The organism is Nocardia sp. NPDC051570 (assembly GCF_044454005.1).
GTDB lineage: Bacteria > Actinomycetota > Actinomycetes > Mycobacteriales > Mycobacteriaceae > Nocardia.
The window spans coordinates 675,645-698,587 of sequence record NZ_JBITDI010000002.1 but is presented as its reverse complement, the minus strand read 5'-3'; the positions used below and the strand labels follow the sequence as shown (position 1 = coordinate 698,587).

Sequence of the window (22,943 nt, the reverse complement as noted above, 5' to 3'; positions counted from 1 at the left end):
GCTCATGCCGGGCGCGGAATCCCCTCTGTACCAAACGATTAGGAACCGACCATGATCGATGGTGAGACCGCGCCCGGCTTTCCGCTCGCTCGCACGTGTCCGTTCCGGCCGCCGGAGGAGCGCGCCGAGCTGCGCGAGCGTCGTGATCCACGGTTCCCGATGCCGATCGTGGGAATGGACGCGACCGAACGCACCCGCGCACGCGCCGCGATAGTCGCGGAGTTCACTGCCCGCCTGGCCGAGCCCCTGCGTCCGCGTATTCAGGAGATCGTCGACCGGCACATCGACCATATGCTGGCGGGACCGAAGCCGGCGAATCTGGTGCGGGGACTGGCACTTCTGGTCCCGATGCTGATTATCTGCGAGATTCTCGGCGTCCCGTACGACGACCGCGACTTCTTCGAGAATCGCTTCCGGCGTTTCGTCAGCGATCGTCTGCCGACTCGTGAGCGGGAGCGGGCGGCGTTCGAGCTGAACACCTACTTCGACGAGCTGATCGCCTTCAAGGAGAAGGCACCGGGTGCCGATTTGCTCGGTCACCAGATCGCGCTGGGCGAGGACAGTCCTTATGACCATGCCGGCCTGGTCGACCTGGCGTTCCTGCTGCTGTTCGCGGGATTCGACACCACCAGCGGCATGATCTCGCTCGGCGCGCTGGCCCTCATCGAGCGGCCGGAATTGCGTGAACGTATCGCGGCCGATCCGGGTGTCACGTGTGCGGTCGTCGAGGAACTCCTGTGCGATGTCCGCGTCGCGGACAATGTGGTCACCCGATTCGCCGAATGGGACCTCGAGATAGGGGGAGAGACCATTCGCGCGGGCGAGGACTTCTTCGCACTCGTCGGTGCGGCGAACCACGATCCCGAGATATTCTCGCGCCCAGATGCATTGAGCGTGGACCGCGGTACACGCCACCACCTCGGCCTCGGGGATGGTCGACGACAGCATCTCGCGCGGGTGGAGCTGGAGGTGACCTACGAAACGCTGGTTCGCCGCATTCCCAGCCTCCGGCTCGCCTGTCCGGTCGAGGAGCTGCCATTGACGAACGACACGATGAACTTCGGATTGGACGCATTACCGGTCACCTGGTGACGGGTCGCCGGGCGAGCAACGACTGCGGTCATATGTCGCCATGCGCATTCGACGACATCGGCGAACAACCATGACGTGCTCGACGTCGCCACGCCCTCTTTCCCGGACCCGGCCGATTTCTCTACTCGGCCGGGATAATAGGACGCATTACATCGGATACGCCGACATCAGGAGCCACGGATGGAGGGAGAACGATATGTCCTCGAAATTCATGATTCCCCGCTCACGCCGGGAAGCGGTGACGCTGACCGCCGCGGGTGCGCTCGCGGCGATAGGGCTGACCGGCCGAGCCGCTCCGGCCTCCGCCGATCCCACGCCTTCTGTCCCACAGCGTTTCCGGGCCGCCGTGGCGGCCGGTGATCTCGATGCCATGGTCGCCCTGCTCGCCGATGACGCGGTCGCCTACCTCCACCCGCCCCTGGTCCTGCACGGAGCCGACCAGATCCGCGCGTATTGGGCGGTGCTGCTGGCAACCGGCACCCGTCCCGGCTACCCGGGCGAGCTCGACGGCTGGATCGCCGACACCGCCGATATCGATGGCGCGCGAAAACCGGTGCAGGCGTTGATATACCGAGCCGAGGCAGACGGAATCCCCCAATACAACGTCAATCTCTTCATTCTGAACCCCGACGGTAAGGTCGCCAGCTTCATCGTCATCGGCGACGCCCCGCCCTCGAGCCAAGGTCCTGTCCAGCCTCCGGCATGACCCGTGCCCGAGGTCACTCGATCGTCGTGGCCCCAACCGCAGGCGTCTCCGGCATCGCGTCGTGATCTGACGCCGGGGGAGATCGATACCCTGCGGGTTTGTGGCAGTAGACGAACAGGATGTCTTCCGGGTCGCCGCCACCTTCGGGAATCCAAGTGCTTTCCCGGGTTTCGAGGATGTCCATGCCCGCGGCGCGGAGAAGGTCGAGATAGGCGGGCACGGTGTAGCTGCTGACGCGGATGGGGTGGCCGAGGAAGTCGATGGTGAGACCGTCGATGTCAGCTGGGACGGCGGCCAGGACGAGGTAGCCGCCGGGCCGTAGCCAGTCGGCGATGCGGTGAACAGTGGCGTCGATCTGGGCGCGGGGGATCTGGAGCAGGCTGAAGAAGACACAGGCGGCGTCGAGGCTGCCGGGTTCGGTGTCGTAGTCGAGGACGTCGGTCTGCAGGAAGGTGGCGTCGGGTACCTGGCGGCGGGCGATATCGACCATCACCGGGGAGACGTCGATACCCACCACCCGATACCCCTTGTCGGCCAACGCCCGTGCGGCGGGGACACCGGTGCCGCTGCCGACGTCGAGGACATGAGCTCCCGAGGGCAGGCGCGCCCCAAGCCATTCCAGTGCGATGTCACGTTCGGGCATGTGTCCGTAGGCGCGCTCGTAGTCGACGCCGAGCGCATCGAACAGATGCGCCGCCGACAGCGGTGGTTCGGATGGCATGCAGTAAAGACTGCCAGACATTGGCCTGGATCGTCCCTGTGTTGTCCGAGATTCCGGGATGCGCCCCACCGCATTTCGGCGCGTGGTCACAGCCCTGAGAAGTTCGAGATCATTCCGGACGGGCTTCCGGCGATCTCGCTGGGCGTCGCCGATGCGGCGCTCGTCGAGCACGCGTCGACCCGAGAGATTCGAGTCCGACTGAACCCCCGCGCACCTGCGGGTCAATGTCCTTCGGCGACATGGAACGGGCCGAGGGCCCATGTCAGTGTCGGCGGTTCGCCCGAGGGCCAGTCGCGGGTGAGGTATCGGCGGTCGGATCCGAGGGCGCCGATGGCGGGTATCGGGCGGGATCCGTCGATCAATGTGGTGGCCTCGGCCTCGGTGAGTGGCATGATCGTGGTGTACTGCGGGTCTTCGCCGCCGACCCAGTCGATGAACTCGGTGAAGACCGAGACGAATCGTTGGCCGCACTGTGGGCAGCGGAGCAGGCCGACTATGAAATGGGAGTCGTCGACGAGGGTGTGTTCGCGGCGGCAGCGGTCCTGGAAATGCAGCCAACATGCCTGTGCGTCCTCGCTGTAGCAGGCTGCGCATCCGAACTGATCTGCCGGGCTCGTCATGGGAAGTCATAGTAGGCGCGGGCCGAGTGCCGCCGATCGCTGGTCCCGGATCGGCTGTTCCTACAGCGCTGCGCGCGAAGGATTTTCGCACAGCTCACGCGTACCCTCGCATTCCCCTGACCCACAAGGGACGCCGAGCGCGGATCCGTCGACAGGATCGCGGGTGTGGCCTAACTTCTTCAGGCATGACGAGATCGCTGTCCGCCGAAACACTTGCGCTGCTTGCGGAAAGCCTGTTCGGTGTGGCGGCCGAAGCGGTCGTGCTGGCGGGTGAATGCCAGGTGAACGTCCGGCTGGATGTCGATGGGCGTCCGAGGTATCAGCTCAAGGTCTATGCGGCCGAGACCGATTCGAGCGAGATCGAGTTGCAGCAGGCGGTGCACGCGTATCTCGGTCGTCTCGTATCGCCGGTTGTGACTGTGGCGCTGCGGGGTTCGGCGACCGCGGTGGTCGACGGCGCGCCTCGGGTGGTCCATCTGCTCGACTGGGTGGGTGGCCGGGTGTGGGCCGAGGCCGGTTCGCCGGATAGCGGGCGGCTCGTCGCGCTCGGCGCTGCGGTGGCCCGGCTCGACGAGACGCTGGCCGGATTCGATCATCCCGCGCTGGATCGCCGGTACCGATGGAATCCCTTGTACGGCACAGAACTTGCCCGGGTACTGCCACTGCTCACCGATCGGGACCGGCCGGTCGTCGAGCATGGTCTGGCCCGGCTGGTCGAGGTGCTGCCCGCCCTGCGGCTGCTGCCGCAGCAGGCGATTCACAATGACGCCAACGATCACAACGTGATCGTCGCCGAGGACGGATCCCTCGCGGGCATCATCGATCTCGGCGATATCGTTCGCGCACCACGGGTGTGTGGGCTTGCCGTGGCGATGACCTACGCCCAATTGGGTTCGCCCGACCCGGTTTCGGCCGCGGCCGCCGTGGTGTCCGGATATCACGCCGAATCGCCGCTGAGCGCCGCCGAGCTGGCACTGCTGCCCGATCTGGTGGATATCCGGCTGGCGACCAGCATCGCCAATGCCGCCGAACAACGTGCCGCCGATCCGGATAACGAGTATCTGGACATCAGCCAGCCGCAGATCCGCCGATTGGTCGACGCTTCGGCGGATTATCCGCGGCCACTGCTCGAGGCACGATTGCGTGATGCCTGCGGTTACCGGCCCGTCGCCGCGGAACGCACTGTCGTCTCGTGGCTGCGCTCGGCGGACTGCGATCCCGCGCCGATCCTGCGCACGACGCGACCGAGGACCGGCCGATATCGCGAGGAGCGAGCGACGGGTGTGGACATGGGCGTCGAGGTGTTCGGTAGTGCGGGGGAGCCGATTTCGTCTCCGCTGGACGGTGTGGTGGTCGCGGTGGACGATCGCGGTGCGGCAGTGCTGCTCGAGTACCGCACCGGCGACGGGACGCCGTTCTGGTTGCGCCTGAGCCGAGTTGGTGAACCGATCGTCGCGGCGGGTGACAGTGTGCGGCGCGGGGATCCGGTCGGCCGGATCACCGACAGTGGATCGGCGCCGTCGGTGCACCTGCGGCTGTTCACCACCTTGTTCGACGGGTCCACCGATCTCGTCGACCCGAGCGAGACCGATGTCTGGGCGAGTATTTCGCCGAATCCCGCGCTGCTGCTGGGCATTCCGGTGCAGGCGTCCGTATCACGTCACGACGCGGCGGCCATTGCCGCGCGCCGCCGGGCGAATCTGTCGGCTACGTTGTCCGCGAGCTACGCCGAACCGCTGCATATCGTGGCGGGCCGGGGCGCCGAACTGTTCGACGCGCACGGCTGGAGTTACCTCGACCTGGTGAACAACGTCTGCCACGTGGGCCACTGCCATCCGCGAGTGGTCGCGGCACTCTCGGGGCAGGCGCAGACGCTGAACACCAATACGCGCTACCTGCACGCGAACATCACCGAATACGCGCGGCGTCTGGCGGCCACATTTCCCGATCCGTTGAATGTGGTGTTCCTGACCAATTCCGGTAGTGAGGCCAACGATCTCGCGCTGCGACTGGCCCGGACCGCGACCGGGCGCGAGCACGCGATGGTGCTGGACTGGGCGTATCACGGCAACCTCGGCTCGCTGATCGAAATCAGCCCGTACAAGTTCAACCGGCCCGGTGGGACGGGACCCGGTGCGCGGGTGCGGGTATGCGCGGTGCCCGATCCGTACCGGGGCGAGTTCGGGGCCGATGGGCCACGGTATGTGGCCGACCTCGCCGCGCACTGTGCCGAATTGACCGCTGCCGCAACCCCGCCCGCCGCGTTCATCCACGAGTCGATTCCGGGCTGTGCCGGGCAGATCGATCTCGCCGAGGGCTATCTCGAGGGGGCCTACGCGACCGCGCGGGCCGCGGGCGCGCTGTGTATCGCCGATGAGGTGCAGTGTGGTTTCGGCAGGGTCGGCACCCATATGTGGGCGTTCGAACGCCATGGTGTGGTCCCGGATATCGTCACCCTGGGTAAGCCGATCGGCAACGGTCATCCCCTCGGCGCCGTGGTGACCACCGCCCGCGTGGCTCGCGGATTCGTCACGGGGATGGAGTATTTCAACACCTTCGGCGGGAATCCGGTCTCGTGCGCGGTCGCGTTATCCGTTCTCGACGTGCTGGAGGATGAGCGGTTGATGGCACACGCCGAGACCGTCGGCGGCCGGTTCGCGGCGATGTTGACCGCGCTCGCCGACCGGCACGAGGCGATCGGCGATGTGCGTGGCCGCGGCCTGTTCCTGGGCGTCGACCTGGTGAGCGACCGGCACAGCAAGCGGCCGGATCGGGTGCTGGCCAAGCGGGTGGTCGAGGCCGCGAAGCGCGAGGGCGTCCTGCTGTCGACCGATGGACCGGCGGATAACGTGCTGAAGATCAAGCCGCCCATGGTGCTGACCGTCGGGCAGGCCGAGCGCGCGGTGGCGGTGATCGACCGTGCGCTCGCAGACTCGGCCGATGATGAGTCGTCCCAGATGGTCTGAGTAGCACCGGATCTCACGGTGCCGTCATCGAGAATTCATCGGGGTATCGCCGCAGTTGCCACGGCGGTGGCGTCCGGCTGCCTATCATAGGACATGAAGAAGTCAGCGATCATGGTCGGAATCGGCTTGGCAGCAACACTTCTCGTATCCACCGGGGTGGCCGATGCCGCAGTTCCGGTGGGGCCGGGCCCTTCTGGGCACTACGTCGTCGAACCACAGCCGAGTAACTGTCACTATCGGACGGCCGCGGACGGTGGAACCCTGCCCGATCCCGTCTGTACTCCCGGCGCGACCAATCCCAAGGTGACTCCGGATACCTTGGACTCGACCATCTGCCGGTCGGGCTACACCAAGTCGATCCGGCCCCCGACGTCGATCACCAACGCCGAGAAGAAGCTCAACGCCAAGTCCTATGACTACACCGGCCCGCTGTCGGCGGCCGAATACGACCACCTGGTGCCGTTGGAGGTCGGCGGCGATCCGAACGATCCACGCAATCTCTGGGTCGAGCCGGGCGCCTCGCCCAACCCCAAGGACAAGGTGGAAAACCGCCTGCACCAATTGGTTTGCGATGGGCAGGTGTCGCTGCAGGCCGCGCAGGAGGCCATCGCCACCGACTGGACCACAGCGCTGGCCGTGGTCGGGGGCTGACAGGCCGGGCATCGATCCGCACCCTCCCGCTAAAGCTACGTCTTTGCGTTAATGCGACGAACGTACTACAGTCGCTTAAAGCAAACCGTTGGCTTTTGTGCGGCCGGTCCGATCCGGTGAGCTGATCGCCGACGAAATCCGATGTGACTGTGCCGACATCGCGGACCGAATTCTTCGAACTATTAAGGTACAGCTTAACTTGGATCTCTGATAAGAAGTCTGGTTATCAGAAAGAGGATGGATTCGCAATGCGCTGATCAACTTTGCCGAGTTGTTCGGCGTATGTAGATTGGGCGGCCAGGCTCCCTCTCGGGGATTGATGTGGTCAAGAAGAGGTCTGGTTTGAAGGACATGCCCGAACGTTTCAGTACATCCGCTCCGGTCGACGGGGGCGTAGTCGTCGTGGGGGCGGGGTTATCGGGTATGACCGCGGCGCGTGAGCTGATTCGGGCGGGATTGTCGGTGGTTGTGCTGGAGGCGGATGACAGGATCGGCGGGCGGGTGCGGGGCGTGCCGATCGGGGAGGGTGAGACGGTCGAGATCGGTGGTCAATATGTCGGGCCCGATCAGGACAGCATTCTGGCCCTGGCCGACGAATTGGGTGTCGGACGCTATCCGGCGCATATGGTCGGCGACCATATGCATTACACCGCCAACGGCTCGATCATGCGGATAGTCGGTGGGCGGGATCGTGCGTCGACGTACCGATTCCTCGGTGGCGCGCAGCGGATCGCCGAGGGGCTCGCCGGGGAACTGGCCGGATCCATTCGGTTGAATTCGCCGGTGCGGCGGATCATTCGGAGCGGTGACGAGGTCATCGCGCAGACCGATACCGCGGCGATCCGGGCCAGGCGGGCCCTTGTCGCGATCCCGCCGCCGTTCGCCGCCGAGATCGAATTCATCCCGGATGTCGTACGCGAGCGCGCCGCGCTGGCGGTGCGGTCGCATTCGACCACGCAGATCAAGGCGAATATCGTTTACGCCCGGCCCTTCTGGCGTGCGAACGGCCTCTCCGGTTGCGTGCTCAGCGAACAGGGGCAATTCCGCAATATCTGGGACAACACACCCGCCTCCGGAAGGCCCGGCGTGCTGGCGGGATTCATCACCGGCGACGCGGCGGCGGCGCTCGACGACGCGGGCGACGCGCAGCTGCGGCGCGTGATCGTCGATGACCTGGTGCGCTACTTCGGGGAGGACGCCGCCCGGCCGCGCGAGGTCCTGTTCCACCGCTGGCGTCAGGAGCCGTGGATCCAGGGCTGCTCCGGATCCCTTGCACACCTTGGGGTCACGCACCCCAGGACCATCCGCCGGCCCGGCCGCCTCGTCCATTGGGCGGGCACCGAGACGGCGGAGTGCTGGCAGGGCCATATGGATGGCGCGGTGAGCGCGGGATCGCGCGCCGCGCGCGAGATCGCCCTGGTGCTGGGCGCGACCGCACGGTGACGCGGCGGACCGGCTGAGATACCTCGAGGTCTGGATCTCCGTCTCGCCGATGCGGGGGTGTCGGCCGATGTCTGCCGGGGATGGTTCGGGGCGTGCGATGGTGGAGCGGATGGAGTGTCGGAACTCGTAGGAGGATCGCATGACTGAGCAACCGGTGTCGCCCTCGACCGATTCGAATCCGCCGATCGTGGCCGCCGTGGACGGCTCGGCCGTCTCGTATCATGCGGCGGTGTGGGGGGCCGCGGAGGCGGCGCTGCACGGTCGGCGGCTGCATCTGATCAACTCGGTCAACCTTCCGGTCGGATGGGGGCCGGGGGCCATGTTGACCGCAGACGATATGGAGTGGATGCGCAAGGACGGGGAGCGGATTCTGGCGGAGGCCGAGCGTGTCGTGCGGGCCGCCCTGGTCGAGCCGCTCGATATCTCCCTGGACGTGACCAATGACCCGATCATCCCCGATCTCATCGAACGGTCGCGACGGGCGTCGATGGTGGTGGTCGGCAGCCGTGGTCTGGGCGCTGTGCGGCGCGGGCTGCTCGGGTCGGTGAGTACCGCGGTCACTCGCCATGCGCATGGTCCGGTGGCGGTGGTGCACGGGTGGTCGACCAATGATCCGGTGGCAGCGGCCAAGTCGATTCTCGTCGGGGTCGACGGTAGCGAGAGCAGCGTGCCCGCATTGGAATTCGCGTTCGAGGAGGCGTCGCGGCGCGAGGTCGGTCTGACGGCCCTGCATGCCTGGAGCGATGTCGGTCTCGGGATGGAGGTGCCGATGGTGGGCTGGGACGACAGCATCCATCAGTCCGAGGAGGTGGCGCTGGCGGAGAGTCTGGCCGGATATCAGGAGCGGTATCCGGATGTCGCGGTGCGTCGAATTCTGGTGCGGGACAGGCCGGTTGACGCGCTGATGGACGAGTCGGGCAATGCCCAGCTGGTAGTCGTGGGCAGCCGCGGCCGTGGCGGCTTCACCGGTATGCTGCTCGGCTCCACCAGTAATGCGGTGTTGCATTCGGTGGAGTGCCCGATCGTGGTTGTGCGCCATCGGGAGGCGTCCAGCTAGAGGTGATCCTTCAGCCAGGCGATGATGGCGGCCACTGTTTCCGGATCCAGGTGGGTGTCTGATGCGTTGTAGCCGAGCGCGACCGGGGCCCCGGCCAGCTCCGAGAGTGGCCTGGGCTCATGCTTCAGTACGTGGTTCGCGTTCTCCGGGAACAGGAAGGTGACGTTCTCGTGCCCCTCGGCCGCGCGCCGCAGGGGCTCGCCGTCGGCCTGCCAGTCGACCTGGACGTCCTTGCGGCCGATGATGACGAGGACGGGCAGGTCCACCCGGGCGAGCGGTGTCGCGGCATCGGCTTCCCACAGCTCGCGAGCGAAGGGGAGGTTGGCCGGATTCTCCAGGGAGAGTAGAAGTGTCAGCACGCCCTCGGGGAGGGTGGGGTCGGGGTCGATGGGCTCGCCCGCCAGGAACCGGGCGATCGCGGTGTCGTACGAGGCGAGGAATTCCGCGCCGTCGGGAATCGCCGCCGCCTGCGCGGCCAGCTGTGAACGCGCGACGTCGCCGACGGCGCGGCCCGGGGGACCGGTGAGAACCATTCCGGCGAAACGGTATTCGGGATCGCGCAGCGCGTATTCGAGTACGTGCAGCGTTCCCTCGCTGTTGCCCAGTCCGAAGATCCGATCGTCGCGGACGTAGTCCTCGGCCGCCAGGGTGCGCACCGCCGTGGTCAGCTCGTCGAGATGGCTCCGCATGCTCATCGTGCCGATCAGCAGTGGCATGGTCTCGCGCATATGCGGTCCCGACGCGCGCTTGTCATAGCGCAACGAGGCGATTCCCGCCTGCCCCAACGCCTCTGCCAACAGCCGCCCGCTGCCATGGGATCCGGGCAGCAGCGGGCTGTTCCACTCCCGATCGGTCGGGCCGCTACCGGCCACGAGCACCACGCCGGGGAAGGGGCCCGCCCCCTCCGGCCGCACCAGCGTCCCGTACATGGTGGTCGGACCGAGCGGCCAGTTGACCTCGCGACTCTGCACGACCGCATCGTACGCGCCGCCGACGTGCGGAGCTGGGACATCGGCTGAACTTCTGTAAGGGAAGAAATTGGGACTCGTCCCTGCTGCAATCCCCATGTCGATTAGGTGGATACGCAGGCATTTCACTTCAGGATGTTCTGTTCTAGAATGAACTCGTTCGGTGTTTGTGGAGGGAGGGCGATGTTCGTCGAGTCGGCTCGTCCTCGAGTGGTGCGGGAGCATCCGCTGGCCGGGTGGCTGGCGGTGGGGGCGGTGTGCCTGGGCGCGTTCATGGGGCAGCTCGATGCGAGCATCGTGACGCTCACATTTCCCGCGGTGCAGCGGGAGTTCGGTGCGCCGTTGGCGGGGGTGCAGTGGATTTCGCTGGCGTACTTGCTGACTCTGGTCGGGCTCGTGGTGGCCGCGGGGCGGGTGGCCGATGCGGTGGGGCGCAAGTTCGTCTATCTGCAGGGGTTCGTGGTGTTCACCGTCGCGTCCGCGGCGTGTGCGCTCGCGCCGGGGTTGGGTTGGTTGATCGGGTTTCGCGTGGTGCAGGCGGTGGGGGCGGCGATGTTGCAGGCCAACAGTGTCGCGCTGGTGGTGACCAGCGTGCCCGCCGGGCGGATGCGGGCGGCGCTGGGTGTGCAGGCCGGTGCGCAGGCGTTGGGTCTGGCGCTCGGGCCGGCGGTGGGCGGCGTGCTCGCCGATACCGTCGGATGGCGGTGGGTGTACGGGGTCAACGTTCCGGTCGGGTGTCTGGCGTTGCTGGCGGGCCGATATTTGTTGCCGCGCACCAGACAATGGACCGCGCTGGACGAATTCGATTGGCGTGGGCTGCTTTTGCTGCTGGCCGGCACGAGTTCGCTGCTGCTGGCGGTGTCGACGATCTCCGGGCTGCCGGCCCCGGGGTGGGTGCCCGCCGTGCTGGCCGCGGTATCGCTGGCCAGTGTGGCGGCGCTGCTGTGGTGGGCACATCGCGCCCGCGAGCCGTTGATCGCTCCGGCACTGTTGCGCCGGAGCGGGATTCGGGCCGGACTGGTCGGTGCGTTCGCGGCGTATCTGGTGTTGTTCGGCCCGCTGGCGCTGTTTCCGCAACTGCACGCGACCGCCGCCGGGTCCGGTGTACTCCTCACGGCCCTGCCCGCCGGATTCGCCGTAGCCGCCGTGGCCGGCACCCAGATGTTGCCGCGGGGCTGGAGCGGTCGGCGACGCGAGCAACTCGGCATGGCGGCCGTTGTGCTGGCGCTGGCGGCGCTCACGGTGTCGCCGCTCGCCGCGGGGTGGTCGTTCGGCTGGCTCGCGGTGCTCGGCGTGGGATTGGGGATCTTCATACCCGTCAACAACACCGCCATCATGAGCGCCGTGCCCACCGGGCGCACGGGTGCCGGCGGCGGTCTGGTCGGTATGAGTCGCGGGCTGGGGACCGCGGGCGGTGTCGCCGTCGTCACCCTGGCGCTGCATCTGGGCCGCCATACGCAGACCGCTTCCACCGCACCACGATTCGCGCTGGCGGGTCTGCTGGTGTTCGCGGTGCTCGCCGCCGCGACTACGCTGTGGCCGCGCGAGAGGAGTGATCGATGACCGCGGCCGAACCACTGCCGATGACCGGTGCCCGACCCGATGAGACCGCGCTCGCCGATGTCATCGCCTGCCTGCGCCGGGCCATGCGCCGCGCCGCGCGCGCCGCCGACCCGGCGAACACCCTGTCTGTGGCCCAGCTCGAATTGCTGTCGTGCGTCTCCGAACATCCCGGTATCCGCCCCGGCCAGCTCGCCCGCCTGCTGCGCCTGGCGCCGAACTCGGTGACCACGCTGGTCAACGGATTACACACGCAGAACATGATCGCCCGCGGATCCGGCGACGACCGCCGCGCGGTGACCCTGACCCTCACCGCCCGCGGCCGCAAGGCGGTGCGATCCTGGCAGGCCACCAACACCGAGATCCTGCGGACCGCGCTCGCGGACCTGCACCCGGGCTGGCAGCATCTGCTCACCGCGGCCATGCCCGCCCTCGATGAGCTCACCCGGGCCATCGATCGTCTCGCCGATCAGCGTTCCTGAGTTGTCCGGTCAGTGCATATCGGACCGCACGGCGCTACGACGCGTCGGGTGCGGCCCGTTCCCTGTCACGCCCGTCCGCGTTGTCGGTAGCGCGACGCCGATCAGCACCAAGGCTGTGCCTGCCAGCGTCATCGGTGTGAGTGGCTCGCCGAGCACGGTCGCGCCCAGAATGACGGCCACGACCGGAAGCAGATACATCACCACCGACGCCGCGACGGAACCGCCATCGGAGATCACGCGATAGTTCAGCACATAGGCGACCCCGGTGCCCAGCAGTCCGAGGACGAGGAGGGCGAGCAGAGCGTCGACCCGGAAATGCGGTGCGGGCGCCGCCTCGACCAACAGTGCGGGCGCGAGCAGGACGCCCGCCGCCGCGAGCTGGCCCGCTGACAGCATCACGGGCGAGACGTCCCGGTTCGCCAGGAACTTGTCCATGTACACGTAGCTCACGCCGAGGAACGCCGCGGCGATCAGGCATTCGAGCCCGCCCCAGCTCATGATGTCGGAGCCGGTCTGCCACGGCGAGAAGATGAGGACACAGCCCAGAAAGCCGATCAGCAGTCCGCCCGCCTGTCTGGTGGTGCGCCCCTTGGACTCTCGACCCCAGAGATAGGTCGTGAGCAGTGTCCACATCGGTGTCGTCGAGCTGATGACGCCCGCCGACGATGTGCGGATCCCCTCCTCCGCGACCGTGAAGAGCAGGTATGGGATCGCGTTCGCCAGCGCGGCCGACACCACCAGATGACCCCACACGGCGGGGGTCCGGGGCAGGCGCTTGCGCTGGATCAGGAACACGATGAGCGCGAGAAACGCTGCGCCGATGAGCATCCGGAAGAACGTCACCTGAACCGCGCTCAGGCCCCGCAACGCGATCTTTATCCAGAGAAAGGTCGATCCCCAGCACAACGCGAGCAGACCGATCCGCGCCGCATTCGCCACCCCCCACCCTCCTAAGATTCGATTCCGTACCCGAGTCCCATTGCCGCGCAAGTCATGTGGAGGGAGACCATCCGACCACGGGATTGAGCGGTGACAAGGCCAGGCCGCCCGGTTCGACACCGGGAAGGAACGTCGTCCAGCTACCGCTGAGGACGGTGGGCTGCTCGACGACCCTGGAGCCCTCCGCGTAGTAGGTCGAGGACAGTACTCGGCGCGATGTCGTGGTGTGGTTGGGACCGGCGGTGTGGAAACAGTCCACCGCGTGGAAGGAGACGTCTCCGGCCGCGTACTCGGTGGCGTCCGGTGTCGCGCCCATGGACCGCAGCGCGGCCTCGACGAGGTCGTCGTAGGACCGGTCCTCGATCGACAGCGGTATCGTCCCCAGTGCGTCGGCGGCGTCGCCCCGAGGCAGGCAGGCCAGCGGACCCATGCTGGCCGGAATCGGGTGCAGGGGAACCCATGAGGTGCATACGGCCGAGGTGTCCAGCGGATAGTGGTGCGAGTCCCGATGCCACGGAGTCCGCCCGCAGCCGGGCTCCTTCGACAGGATGTTGTCGTGGTAGAGGCGCACCGAATCCACGCCCATCAATTGCGCGGCGATATCGCCGAGCCGGCGCGACAGCGCGACGCCTCGCATGAGCGGATCGGTCAACCACACCTGTTCCAGCGCCAGGAAGCGCCCCGGATTGGTCGAGCCATGCTCGCGGTCGAGGAGCCGGTTTGCGCGGAGGAACAGCGATGCGAGCACCGCGTGCGGAATCACGTTCGGCAGCCGCACATATCCGTTGACACGGAAGTACTCGACCGCGTCGCCGGTCAGCGGATACGGGGTGCCCAGACTGACGAGCACCTCCTGGTCGGAGGCCGCGCCGCCCTGTGGCCGCACCGGCCAGGGCTCCACCCGGACGGGATCGATCGGCGGATTGTTCGCCAGGGACATGTACCAGTCCCACCACGCCTGGTCATCGCCTGCCCAGGGAGTGTCGGAAATGTTCTCGCGCGTGGTCATAGCCGTGGAAATCCTTCTGAGTCGTGACACGACGAAATCGGCGTGATCATCGGTGGGGCTACCGGCCGGAGCGTCAGTCGCAGGCTCTGGCCAGGGTGACGACATACCGTCCCAAGTCGTCGGTCCACGAATGCCGCGTATCGAATCCCGAATCCGTCAGCTCGGTCATGATCTGTTCGGGGCGGAACTTCGCGGAGATCTCGGTGCGGATCTGTTCACCGTCGGCCAGATGAACGTCCATGTCCACCAAGGGAATCCGCACGGTCATCCGCCGCATGGCGCGCAGTCGCATCTCGATCCACGCGTTGTCCTCGTCCCAGGCCGCGACGTGTTCGAAGGCATCGACGTCGAAGTCGGCGCCGAGTTCCCGGTTGAGTACCTGCAGCAGGTTGCGGTTGAAACGGGCCGTGACCCCGGCCGCGTCGTCGTAGGCGGCAAGCAGCGTCGCCGGATCCTTGATCAGGTCGGTTCCCAGCAGCAGCCACCCGTCGGACCCGCACGCGTCCCGGATCATGGCGAGCAGTTTGGCCCGCTCCGGGGGCATGAAGTTGCCCACCGTGCCGCCGAGAAATGCTATGAGCCGCGGTGTTCCGCCGGGCAGCAGGTCGAGGTGCTCGGTGAAGTCGCCGACCACGCCGTGCACCATCAGGTTTCGGTAGTCGCCGGCGATCCGGCGAGTCGCCTCGCGCAGCGCCGACTCCGAGACGTCCAGTGGGACGAATTGGCGCAGTGTGCCATACGCGGTCAGGGCATCGAGCAGTAGACGGGTCTTCTCACTCGAGCCCGAGCCCAGCTCGACCAACGTATGCGCTCCGGTGGTGCGGGCTACGTCATCGGCGTGGGCGGCGAGGATCTCTCGCTCGGCGCGTGTCGGGTAGTACTCCGGTAATCCGGTGATCGCCTCGAACAACTCGCTTCCGGCCGCGTCGTAGAACCATTTGGGCGGCAGGAACTTCGCCGACGCGGCCAGACCTTCTCGGACGTCGGCGCGCAGCGCTTCGGCGAAGTAGTCCGCATCGAGGTGCACATCCACCGTGGGTGGGTTCATCGTCGAATACCCCCTGTGAGCCGAACATCGGCCTCAATGCCCGATCATTCAGCCTTGCCCCGTCGTCACGGCAGACCACGAATGTAGTGGCTGGCGATCATGGCCGACGACGTCTCGAAAGGCCTTGCCGGACAACGGTAATCAGCGACACGAGGTTCGGTGGACGCGCGCGAGCCCCTCCGGCCTGCGTGGCGGGAGGGGCTCGCTGCTGTTCGAATCGATCAGGAGGTCGGGCGAGCCTGCTGCTGCTTGTAGGGGGCGCCGGCGGATTGGGCGGCGGTGGTGAACGACTGCTTCATCTGGGGCCAGAAGGTGCTGTCCACACACGAATAGCTGGGCATGAAGCCCGCGCAGTCGGAGGTGTCGTTCGGGCCGATTTCGATGGTGAGGGCCGCCACCCCCAGGGAACCGTATGCCTGATCGTTGGTCGTTCCCGTGGTCGAGTATCCGACGGTCTCCTCGTCGGTGCCGACGACGAATCCGCTGGGCACGATCTTCGTTGTCAGGGTTCGCAATTGGGCGGCGTTGGTGTCGGTGGCCTTATCCGGGATGATCCCGTAGTTCCCGTAGGAATGCAGGTCGATCGCCACTCCGGTCGCGGTGTCGGGGACGTCACCGCCACCGGCGGGGCGCTGATCGGGGAACAGGTTCGTGTAGAGCTGCTGTACCGCTTGGGTTTCCGGCTCGGAGCCGGCGCTCGGCCCCTGGTAGGTCTCGGCGCAGGGGCTCGTCGAATCGCCGCCCCAGCGGGCGGTGAAGTTGCGGTTCAGATCGACGCCGGGGCCGCGGCCGGATCCGTCGACGATGGAACACGACGGTGGTGTCGTACTGGAGTCGGCGTTCTTGCGCTGCATCTTGGGCTGGTCTCCGCCGCTGGCCACCACGTCGACGCCGTCGGGGTTGGTCACCGGGACGACCCAGACCTCGGTGGTGTCCAGGATCGAGGTGACCGTGGGATCGGTGCCGTAGCCGTCGGCGAGGTAGTCGATCCAGCGCCAGGCCAATTCGCCGGTCGCCAGTTCGCGGGCGTGGATCTGTGCGGTCAGCAGGAAGCGGGGTTTGCTCGATGAGGGGGACAATGCGCAACCGGCGGGTGCGCCCGTTGTTTTCGCCGCGGCCTTCTGCTTATCGGTCGCCTTCTTCGAGGGAGCCGTTCCGGTGAGACAGATGGCTTCCATGGTGTGGCCGCCGGCGCCATTTCCGGCCAGCCAGGTTTTGCCGATATCGTGCACCTCGGCGATTCCGGGATACTTCGTGGCGACGGTGCGGGCATGATCGAGCATATCCGCCGAGGTGTGATAACCGCCGTAGAAGGTATTGCCCGCCCGGGGGGATCGCTGCTCCGAGGGCGAGGACTTGTACACCGGCGCGCGCTTCGTCGGCTGCAGGCCCTGAGCCCGCAGCGCCTGGGCGCCTGCCTCGTCGATCGCGATCGTCACCGTGCCCGGACCTGCGGGAACCATTTCGATTCCGGCCCGGTTGATGATATCGGTCTGCGCCTGCGTCGGGACCGGAACGTCCCAATAGTAGGGGGTGTCGTCGGCGGCCTGCGCCATCATCGGAGTGAAAACTAGCGTAGAAAAACCACCGAGAACTACTGCGGAAATGGATGCAAGAACATTTCGGAAACTACTCATGGGCTTCCCTTGTCTCTATGCGACATTCAGGTGGGGTAGCACCGTTTATCGTACGTTCGGAGAATTATGATCATAATTCTCGTACTCCGAGTGTTTACCCATAGTTCACCGTACGTTTACCGCGCTTAGGGGTATTGCGGAATTGCCGCAGCACTCGGTCGAGCCGTTGAATCGTGGCAGACAAACTGGCTGAGTAATTCACACAATCTGTCTTTACATCGTTATTGGACCGGGTTGGCCTCTGCGGGTGGGCTTTCTGCGAGGGGGAGGCCTACGCGGCTGCTCAGTTGGGCGACCTTGCGCTGGATCGGTTCGGCCTCGCGGGTGCGGCCGGCGGCGGTCAGGGCGGCGGCGTGGACTCGCAGTGCCTGGATGCGGCGTACCGTCGCCGACACTTCGGTGAGTGCCCGGACGGCGTCGGCGGCGATCGGGACCGCCGCCTCCGGGTCACCGGTGAGCAGGTACACCTCGGCCAGCCGTATCAGCGCCCAACCCTCCTGATGGCGGCGGCCGGCGCGGCGCGCCACGGCGAGCGCCTCCGCGCACAGCTCGCGGGCGGTATTCGGATCGCCGAGGTGCAGCGTCGCGAATCCCAACTCGTGCAAGGCCATCGACTCGAGCCGCAGGCTGCCGACGTCGCGCGCGATGCCCAGGGCCCGTTCGGCGGCGGGCAGCGCCTCCGACCAACGCCCGGCATCGCAATAGGCGCGGGCGATCGTCGCCCAGCTCATGCCCTCGCCCCAGCGCAGGTTGATCGGGTGGACCAGCTGGATGGAATTGTGGAAATGCTCGACGGCGATATCGACCTGGCCCTGATAGGCCGCGGCCGTGCCGAGCATCTGCTCGGCGATGGCCGCGGCGACCCAGTCCTCGAGTTCGCGCAGGACCGCACCGGCTTGGTGGAGGTCCTGTACCGCACTCAGATCCCCGGGCCCGACGAGCCGGGCGATGGCGGCCGCCACCTGGGCGCGGCCCATGGTGCGGCGATCACCGTCGCGTGCGGCCTCCCGGCTCAGCACCGTGAGCGTCTCCGCCACCTGGGGCAGATGTTCCCCGGCATCCCCGGCCACGGCGAACAGCAGCGCGAGATCGACTGCGATCGTGCGTGTTCGGGCATCGGGGACCTCGGCCGCCTGTCGATAAATGGCCACCAGGGCGAATTTCTCGGTCATCGCCCATGTGCTGCAATGCCGTTCGTCGACGAACCGTTCCCCGGCCCTGCTGGTCGACGCATAATGCTGGATGCCGGCTCCCGGATCACGGTGTAGCGCGATGTTTTTCGCGGTGGCGAGATAGAAGTCGGTCAGTCGGCGCAGGGCGCGCGGCCACTCCTGTCGCTGCGCCTGATCCGCCACGCCGCGCGCGAACAGCCGCAGCAGGTCGTGATATCGGTAGCGGCCCAGCTCCGGTGACTGCAACATGCCCAGATCCACCAGGGTTTCGCACAGCCGTTCGGTGTCGATGACGTCGCGATCGAGGAGGGCGGCGACGGCGGTGGCCGGCAGATCGGGCGCCTCGGAGAATGCGAAGAGCACGAAGGCCCGCGCGAGTTCGGGGTCGAGTTGCCGATAGCCTTCCCGGAACACCGATTCCACGGTGGTGTTGCCGACCGCGAGCTCGGCCAGGCGGCCCCGCTCATCGGCCAGGCGCTCGGCCACGGAGGCCAGTCGCCAGGTGGGGCGGCTGGCGAGCCGGGCGCCGATGATCCGCAGCGAGACGGGCAGATGTCCACAGGCCCGCAGGATCTCGCCCGCGGCATCGGGTTCGGCCCATACCCGATGCGTGGAGACCATGCGCTCCAACAATATCCACGCCTCGTCCTGGGTCAGCACGTCCAGCGGGACCAGCCGCGCGCCGAACAGCTCCGCCAGGCTCGACCGGCTGGTTACCAGCACCGCGGCGGATCCGGGCCCGGGCAGCAGCGGAGCGAGGTGTTCGACATCGCGCGCGTTGTCCAAGACCAGCAGGATGCGCTTGTCCGCGACGACGCTGCGCCACAACGCCGTTCGCGACGACAGCTCGGGAGGTATGTCACCCGGGCCGATGCCGAGGGACCGCAGCGCGACCGCCGAGAGCATGTCGATCGGTCGCGGATGTTCGTCCATACCGCCGAGGTCGAGGTAGATCAGTCCGTCCGGGAAGCGGTCGCGGATCCGATGTGCGAGATGTACTGCGAGAGTGGTCTTTCCGATGCCGCCCATGCCGGTGATCGCGACCACCGGGCGGCCGTCGGATTCGGCGCTGAGCACAGCGGTCAGATCCTGGACCAGATCGGCTCGTCCGACGAAATCGGCGATATCGGGGGGCAGCTGCGACGGTCGCCACGCCGTGACGCTGGACTGCTCGCCGCGCGGCGCCTCGTCCGTGGTGGTCTCGACCGGCGGCTGGGCCGAGAGGATCTGCTGATGTAAGCGCACCAGCCGGGGACCGGGTTCCAGTCCGAGCCCGTCGGCGAGTGCGCCGCGCGCGGTGCGATACACCTCGAGGGCCTCGACCCGGCGTCCGCTGCGGTACAGCGCGACCATCAACAGTTCATACCAACGCTCACAGTGCGGTTCGGTGGCGAGCAGCGCCTCCAGCTCCGCGATGGCCTCGCTGTGGTGGCCGAGGTCCATCGCCACGGCCATCGCCGATTCGCGCAGCACCGAGCGCAACCGGCGCAGCCTCGACCGCTCCTTATCCGCCCACGGCCCCGGCAGGCCGATCAGCGGATCGCCGCGCCATAACGCCAGGGCCTCGGCCAACTTCTCGTTCGCCGCGTCGAATGCGCCCGTGTGCCGGGCGGATTCGGCGGCCGTGATCAGGGCCTCGACCGTGGCCGCATCGGAGTGGACCTCGAGGGTGAGCCGATATCCGCCGCGGGTCGAGCCGAGCCATTCGGTTCCGGTGCCCGGGCCGCCGTGGGCGTCGAAATGCTTGCGCAGGGCCAGGACGTGGTTGCGCAGGACACCGTGCGCCGATGTGGGCCGCCGATCGGACCACAGCGCCTGGGCCAGCTGCGGAGTGGACAGCGTGCGGCCGGGATCGGCGGCGAGGATCGCCAGCACCGTGAGTTGTTGCGGCGCGGCGATATCGAGCCGATCATCGCCCAGCCATGCCTCCACCGTGCCGAGCAGACGAAGCCGGAGGACCTCCGGCGCCGTCTCGCTGGTACCGGAATCCTGCTCCGTTGCCACACCGATCCCTCACATCCGGCGCGGCCACCGCGCCGCCGCGTCAGGCAGGAGTGTAGTTCCGACTGGGAACTTTGTCCGCTTATCGGCGGGGATCATGCTCCGGCGAACTCCCGGAACTCGGTGATAGGCGTGCGGTCAGTCGGTGATCCAGTACCGGGTGAGGCGGCGGCGGGTGTCGGTGAACGCGGAGCGCGCGTGGAACATTCGCTGGTTGTCCCAGATCACCATCGCGCCCTCGGGGATCAGGATCGATACGTGGTTGTCCTGGAAGAAGTCCAGGACCTGCTGTGCGAGTGCCACGCCGTCGGTGCCCAGCGGCGGATTCACCCGGGCGGTCCATGCGTCGAGGCCCTCCGAGTAGTACCCGGTCCGCAACAGCGTGCAACTCATGCGGGTGATCGTGCCCCGCTCGGTCTGCTCGACCACCGGCTTCCACGCCCCGGTGACCTCGATATCCTCCGCATAGGACGGCCAGTGCATATCGCGTTCGTGCACCATGCGCTGGGCGAGGCGGCTCAGACCGGCGACGAAGGCATGCGCGTCGGCGAGCATGGTCCGGCCGCCGCCGCAGGTGGCCTGCACTCGGCAGTGCACCGCCAGATAGCGCGGGGGCGGGTTCAGGCCGGGAGCCTCGGTGTGCGGGCGCAGGGTTTGCGGGCGCAGGATATGGGGACAGTGAGTGTCGAGCGACTTCCCGAATCCCGGAAGGGCCACGATCTCGTAGGCCAGTTCCCCGGTGGTCTGCGGGATCAGGGTACCCAGTCGGCTCGCCAGGTCGACGGCCTCATCCGGGGTGAGCGGACCCGGTGTCAGCGCGTATCCCCGCGTGGCGAGCTCGTGCGTGATCTCGATGGTGGTGTCAGTCATCGGAGCCGCTCACCTATCCTTCTCTTCCTCGGGGAATGCGATCGTGGCCATTCCTCGCCGTCCGAAGATGTTGTATCACAGGGATTGTCATTTCTTGATCACCGCGCAATTCGGCCTTTGAATATCGACCCGATGACTCGGGAGTGATCGTGGAATGACTTTGCGTTCTCCGTGGTATCAACAGGATTGTTCGAGGCGTCAACCAATTCTGTCACCGTGAGTGTATGCGAAAGGACCACTCGCAGATTCGATCCGAGTTCGGCTATCGAGCCTCACAGTGCCGCACAACGGTTTCCGCGAACTCTCGAGCCAGCGGACCGAGCGTTTCCCACTGGCGCACCGCCCAGCCGACCACCAGCGGGGGCAGCTCCGGAACGGGAAGGAAGCGTAGCGGTGTATTCGCGACGTCGACCGATTGCCAGCCCGGTAGCGCGGGTACGAGCGCATGTCCGATGCCGAGTTCGGCGAGCAGCACCGCGGAATCCCAGTCCGCGGTGCCGGAATCGGGGCCCGGCGTGACGTTCAGCCGGGCCAGGCTCGCATTCAGATGCGCACGTGAGGAGGAGTTCTCGGGCGGCAGGATGGGCCGCAGCCGCGCGAGATCGGCGGCGGTGAGCGCGGACCGCCGGGCGAACGGATCGTCCGCGCGTACGGCCACCACCCACGGCAGCTCCACGACCGGGCGCTGTTCGATACCGCGCAGCGGCGCGATGATGGTGACCCAGGCCAGATCCACGGTTCCCGCGGCGAGCGATTCGAAGCAGGTGCGGCTCGACGTCTTGGTCCGCAGCTCCAGACTGGCGGCCGGATGCCGTCGCCGGAACGCGATGACCGCCTCGGACATGAAGTGCCGCACCGTGATCGCGCCGGTGGTGATGCGCACCGAGCCGACCCCGTCGCGCGCGAGTTCGGTGAGCCGGCGCAGCGCCTGGTCCAGGCCGACGATGCTGTCGGTCGCGGCCTGCCGCAGGACCAGGCCCTCGGCCGTGGGCACGACCCCGCGCGGGCGGCGTTCCAGCAGGCAGACGCCGATCGCCTGTTCCAGCCGTTTCACATGCTGACTCACCGCGGATTGGGTGCATCGCGGTCGTCGAACCGACCGCACAACCGCACGGCGACACCGAGATTCGCCCCGCGCCGCCGGAGGAGATCGCCGTGCTCGCCGCACTGCTGCGGGAGCGTCGCGATGCGCTGAGCCACGATCTGACCGAGCGGCGCGTGATCATCACCGCCGGCGGCACCCGCGAACCCATGGATCCGGTCCGGTTCCTGAGCAATCGCAGCTCCGGAAACAGGGCTATGCGCTCGCCCGGCTGGCGGCGCAGCGCGGCGCCCACGTCACCCTCATCGCCGGGCCCGGTACGGGTCTGAGCACGCCGTCGGCCGTCGAATCGGTGCGCGTGACGACCGCCGAGGAGATGCGCGTCGAGGTGTGCAAACACGCCATCGACGCGGATGTGGTGATCATGGCCGCCGCCGTCGCCGACTTCCGGCCCGCGGCCGTCTCCGCGAGTAAGATCAAAAAGGGTGCGGGCGAACCGCATTCGGTGCCGTTGACCAAGAACCACGACATCCTCGCCGGACTGGTGGCCGCGCGCACCGCGGGCGAACTCGCCACGAATCTGACCATCGTCGGTTTCGCGGCCGAAACCGGTGACGCCAACGGCGATGTGCTCACCCACGGCCGGGCCAAACTCGCGCGCAAGGGCTGCGATCTGCTGGTGGTCAACGCGGTCGGCGACGGCCTGGCCTTCGAGGTCGACGATAACGCGGGGCATCTGCTGAGCAGTGAGGGCACCGAGACCGCCCTGCCCAGCGGGTCGAAACATCTGCTGGCACACCGTGTTCAGGACGCCGTCACGACCCTGCTCGAGCTGCGCCGCCCTACATTCTGCGCATGAGGCCATAGCCGTTCATCCAGGTCGATTGCGCGCCCGTCCGGGCCTTATCCCGGCGCGCCCATGCTCGGATACTCGGATTCGTATGCGCCCGTGTGGTTTT

At 67.2% G+C, this 22,943-nt stretch carries 18 protein-coding genes and 1 pseudogene; 9 read left to right on the top strand and 10 right to left on the bottom strand.

Annotation, left to right across the window (positions count from 1 at the left end):
* Positions 1-51 precede the first annotated feature (51 nt).
* The gene (locus tag ACIA76_RS06845; RefSeq protein WP_397149308.1) at positions 52-1,092 is read left to right on the top strand and encodes a cytochrome P450; all 1,041 of its coding nucleotides are present in this window, start codon (positions 52-54) and stop codon (positions 1,090-1,092) included.
* Positions 1,093-1,288: 196 nt separating this feature from the next.
* Positions 1,289-1,798, top strand: a complete 510-nt coding sequence (locus tag ACIA76_RS06840; protein ID WP_397149306.1) for a YybH family protein — start codon at positions 1,289-1,291, stop codon at positions 1,796-1,798.
* 13 nt (positions 1,799-1,811) lie between these two features.
* Here the strand turns inward: ACIA76_RS06840 and ACIA76_RS06835 are convergent, their stop codons facing one another.
* Positions 1,812-2,690 (bottom strand): class I SAM-dependent methyltransferase, encoded by an 879-nt coding sequence (locus tag ACIA76_RS06835; RefSeq protein ID WP_397149304.1) that lies wholly within the window; start codon positions 2,688-2,690, stop codon positions 1,812-1,814.
* 50 nt (positions 2,691-2,740) lie between these two features.
* Entirely contained in the window at positions 2,741-3,139 is a 399-nt protein-coding gene (locus ACIA76_RS06830) for a hypothetical protein (RefSeq protein WP_397149302.1), read from the bottom strand.
* Positions 3,140-3,324: 185 nt separating this feature from the next.
* Here ACIA76_RS06830 and ACIA76_RS06825 point away from each other — a divergent pair, with 185 nt between their 5' ends.
* The 4 genes from ACIA76_RS06825 (at position 3,325) to ACIA76_RS06810 (ending at position 9,256) form a co-directional block, all read left to right on the top strand.
* Positions 3,325-6,105 (top strand): aminotransferase class III-fold pyridoxal phosphate-dependent enzyme, encoded by a 2,781-nt coding sequence (locus ACIA76_RS06825; protein WP_397149300.1) that lies wholly within the window; start codon positions 3,325-3,327, stop codon positions 6,103-6,105.
* 93 nt (positions 6,106-6,198) lie between these two features.
* Positions 6,199-6,756 (top strand): hypothetical protein, encoded by a 558-nt coding sequence (locus tag ACIA76_RS06820; protein WP_397149298.1) that lies wholly within the window; start codon positions 6,199-6,201, stop codon positions 6,754-6,756.
* Positions 6,757-7,107: 351 nt separating this feature from the next.
* On the top strand, positions 7,108-8,199 hold the full coding sequence (locus ACIA76_RS06815; RefSeq protein WP_397149296.1) for a flavin monoamine oxidase family protein: 1,092 nt from the start codon (positions 7,108-7,110) through the stop codon (positions 8,197-8,199).
* Positions 8,200-8,338: 139 nt separating this feature from the next.
* The gene (locus ACIA76_RS06810; RefSeq protein ID WP_397149294.1) at positions 8,339-9,256 is read left to right on the top strand and encodes a universal stress protein; all 918 of its coding nucleotides are present in this window, start codon (positions 8,339-8,341) and stop codon (positions 9,254-9,256) included.
* On the opposite strand, the gene ACIA76_RS06805 is transcribed toward ACIA76_RS06810, so the two are convergent.
* Positions 9,253-10,227, bottom strand: coding sequence for an alpha/beta hydrolase family protein (locus ACIA76_RS06805; RefSeq protein ID WP_397149292.1), 975 nt, complete (start codon positions 10,225-10,227; stop codon positions 9,253-9,255). The genes ACIA76_RS06810 and ACIA76_RS06805 overlap by 4 nt on opposite strands.
* A 180-nt stretch (positions 10,228-10,407) precedes the next feature.
* Here ACIA76_RS06805 and ACIA76_RS06800 point away from each other — a divergent pair, with 180 nt between their 5' ends.
* A complete protein-coding gene (locus ACIA76_RS06800) occupies positions 10,408-11,787 on the top strand; it encodes an MFS transporter (protein ID WP_397149289.1) in 1,380 nt (459 codons plus the stop codon).
* Positions 11,784-12,266: a MarR family winged helix-turn-helix transcriptional regulator gene (locus ACIA76_RS06795; RefSeq protein WP_397149287.1), complete on the top strand. Its 483-nt coding sequence runs from the start codon at positions 11,784-11,786 to the stop codon at positions 12,264-12,266. Before ACIA76_RS06800 ends, ACIA76_RS06795 begins: the two co-directional genes overlap by 4 nt.
* A 9-nt stretch (positions 12,267-12,275) precedes the next feature.
* On the opposite strand, the gene ACIA76_RS06790 is transcribed toward ACIA76_RS06795, so the two are convergent.
* The 7 genes from ACIA76_RS06790 to ACIA76_RS06760 form a co-directional block, all read right to left on the bottom strand.
* On the bottom strand, positions 12,276-13,205 hold the full coding sequence (locus tag ACIA76_RS06790) for a DMT family transporter (protein WP_397149285.1): 930 nt from the start codon (positions 13,203-13,205) through the stop codon (positions 12,276-12,278).
* A gap of 52 nt (positions 13,206-13,257) precedes the next feature.
* Positions 13,258-14,214, bottom strand: coding sequence for a phytanoyl-CoA dioxygenase family protein (locus ACIA76_RS06785; RefSeq protein WP_397149283.1), 957 nt, complete (start codon positions 14,212-14,214; stop codon positions 13,258-13,260).
* A 73-nt stretch (positions 14,215-14,287) separates the two neighbouring features.
* Positions 14,288-15,262, bottom strand: a complete 975-nt coding sequence (gene egtD / locus ACIA76_RS06780; protein WP_397149281.1) for an L-histidine N(alpha)-methyltransferase — start codon at positions 15,260-15,262, stop codon at positions 14,288-14,290.
* A 221-nt stretch (positions 15,263-15,483) separates the two neighbouring features.
* Positions 15,484-16,821 carry a M14 family zinc carboxypeptidase gene (locus tag ACIA76_RS06775; RefSeq protein WP_397149279.1) on the bottom strand — a complete coding sequence of 446 codons (1,338 nt, stop codon included), beginning with the start codon at positions 16,819-16,821 and terminating at the stop codon, positions 15,484-15,486.
* Positions 16,822-17,120: 299 nt separating this feature from the next.
* Positions 17,121-20,075, bottom strand: a complete 2,955-nt coding sequence (locus ACIA76_RS06770; protein WP_397149277.1) for an AfsR/SARP family transcriptional regulator — start codon at positions 20,073-20,075, stop codon at positions 17,121-17,123.
* A gap of 135 nt (positions 20,076-20,210) precedes the next feature.
* Complete coding sequence (locus tag ACIA76_RS06765; RefSeq protein ID WP_397149275.1) at positions 20,211-20,942, bottom strand: TauD/TfdA family dioxygenase; 732 nt, start codon at positions 20,940-20,942, stop codon at positions 20,211-20,213.
* Between the two features lie 262 nt (positions 20,943-21,204).
* Positions 21,205-22,008 carry a LysR family transcriptional regulator gene (locus ACIA76_RS06760; protein WP_397149273.1) on the bottom strand — a complete coding sequence of 268 codons (804 nt, stop codon included), beginning with the start codon at positions 22,006-22,008 and terminating at the stop codon, positions 21,205-21,207.
* A 62-nt stretch (positions 22,009-22,070) separates the two neighbouring features.
* On the opposite strand from ACIA76_RS06760, the pseudogene ACIA76_RS06755 reads away from it, so the two are divergent.
* Positions 22,071-22,843, top strand: a pseudogene (locus tag ACIA76_RS06755) (phosphopantothenoylcysteine decarboxylase); the annotation flags it as partial.
* Between the last annotated feature and the right edge of the window lie 100 nt (positions 22,844-22,943).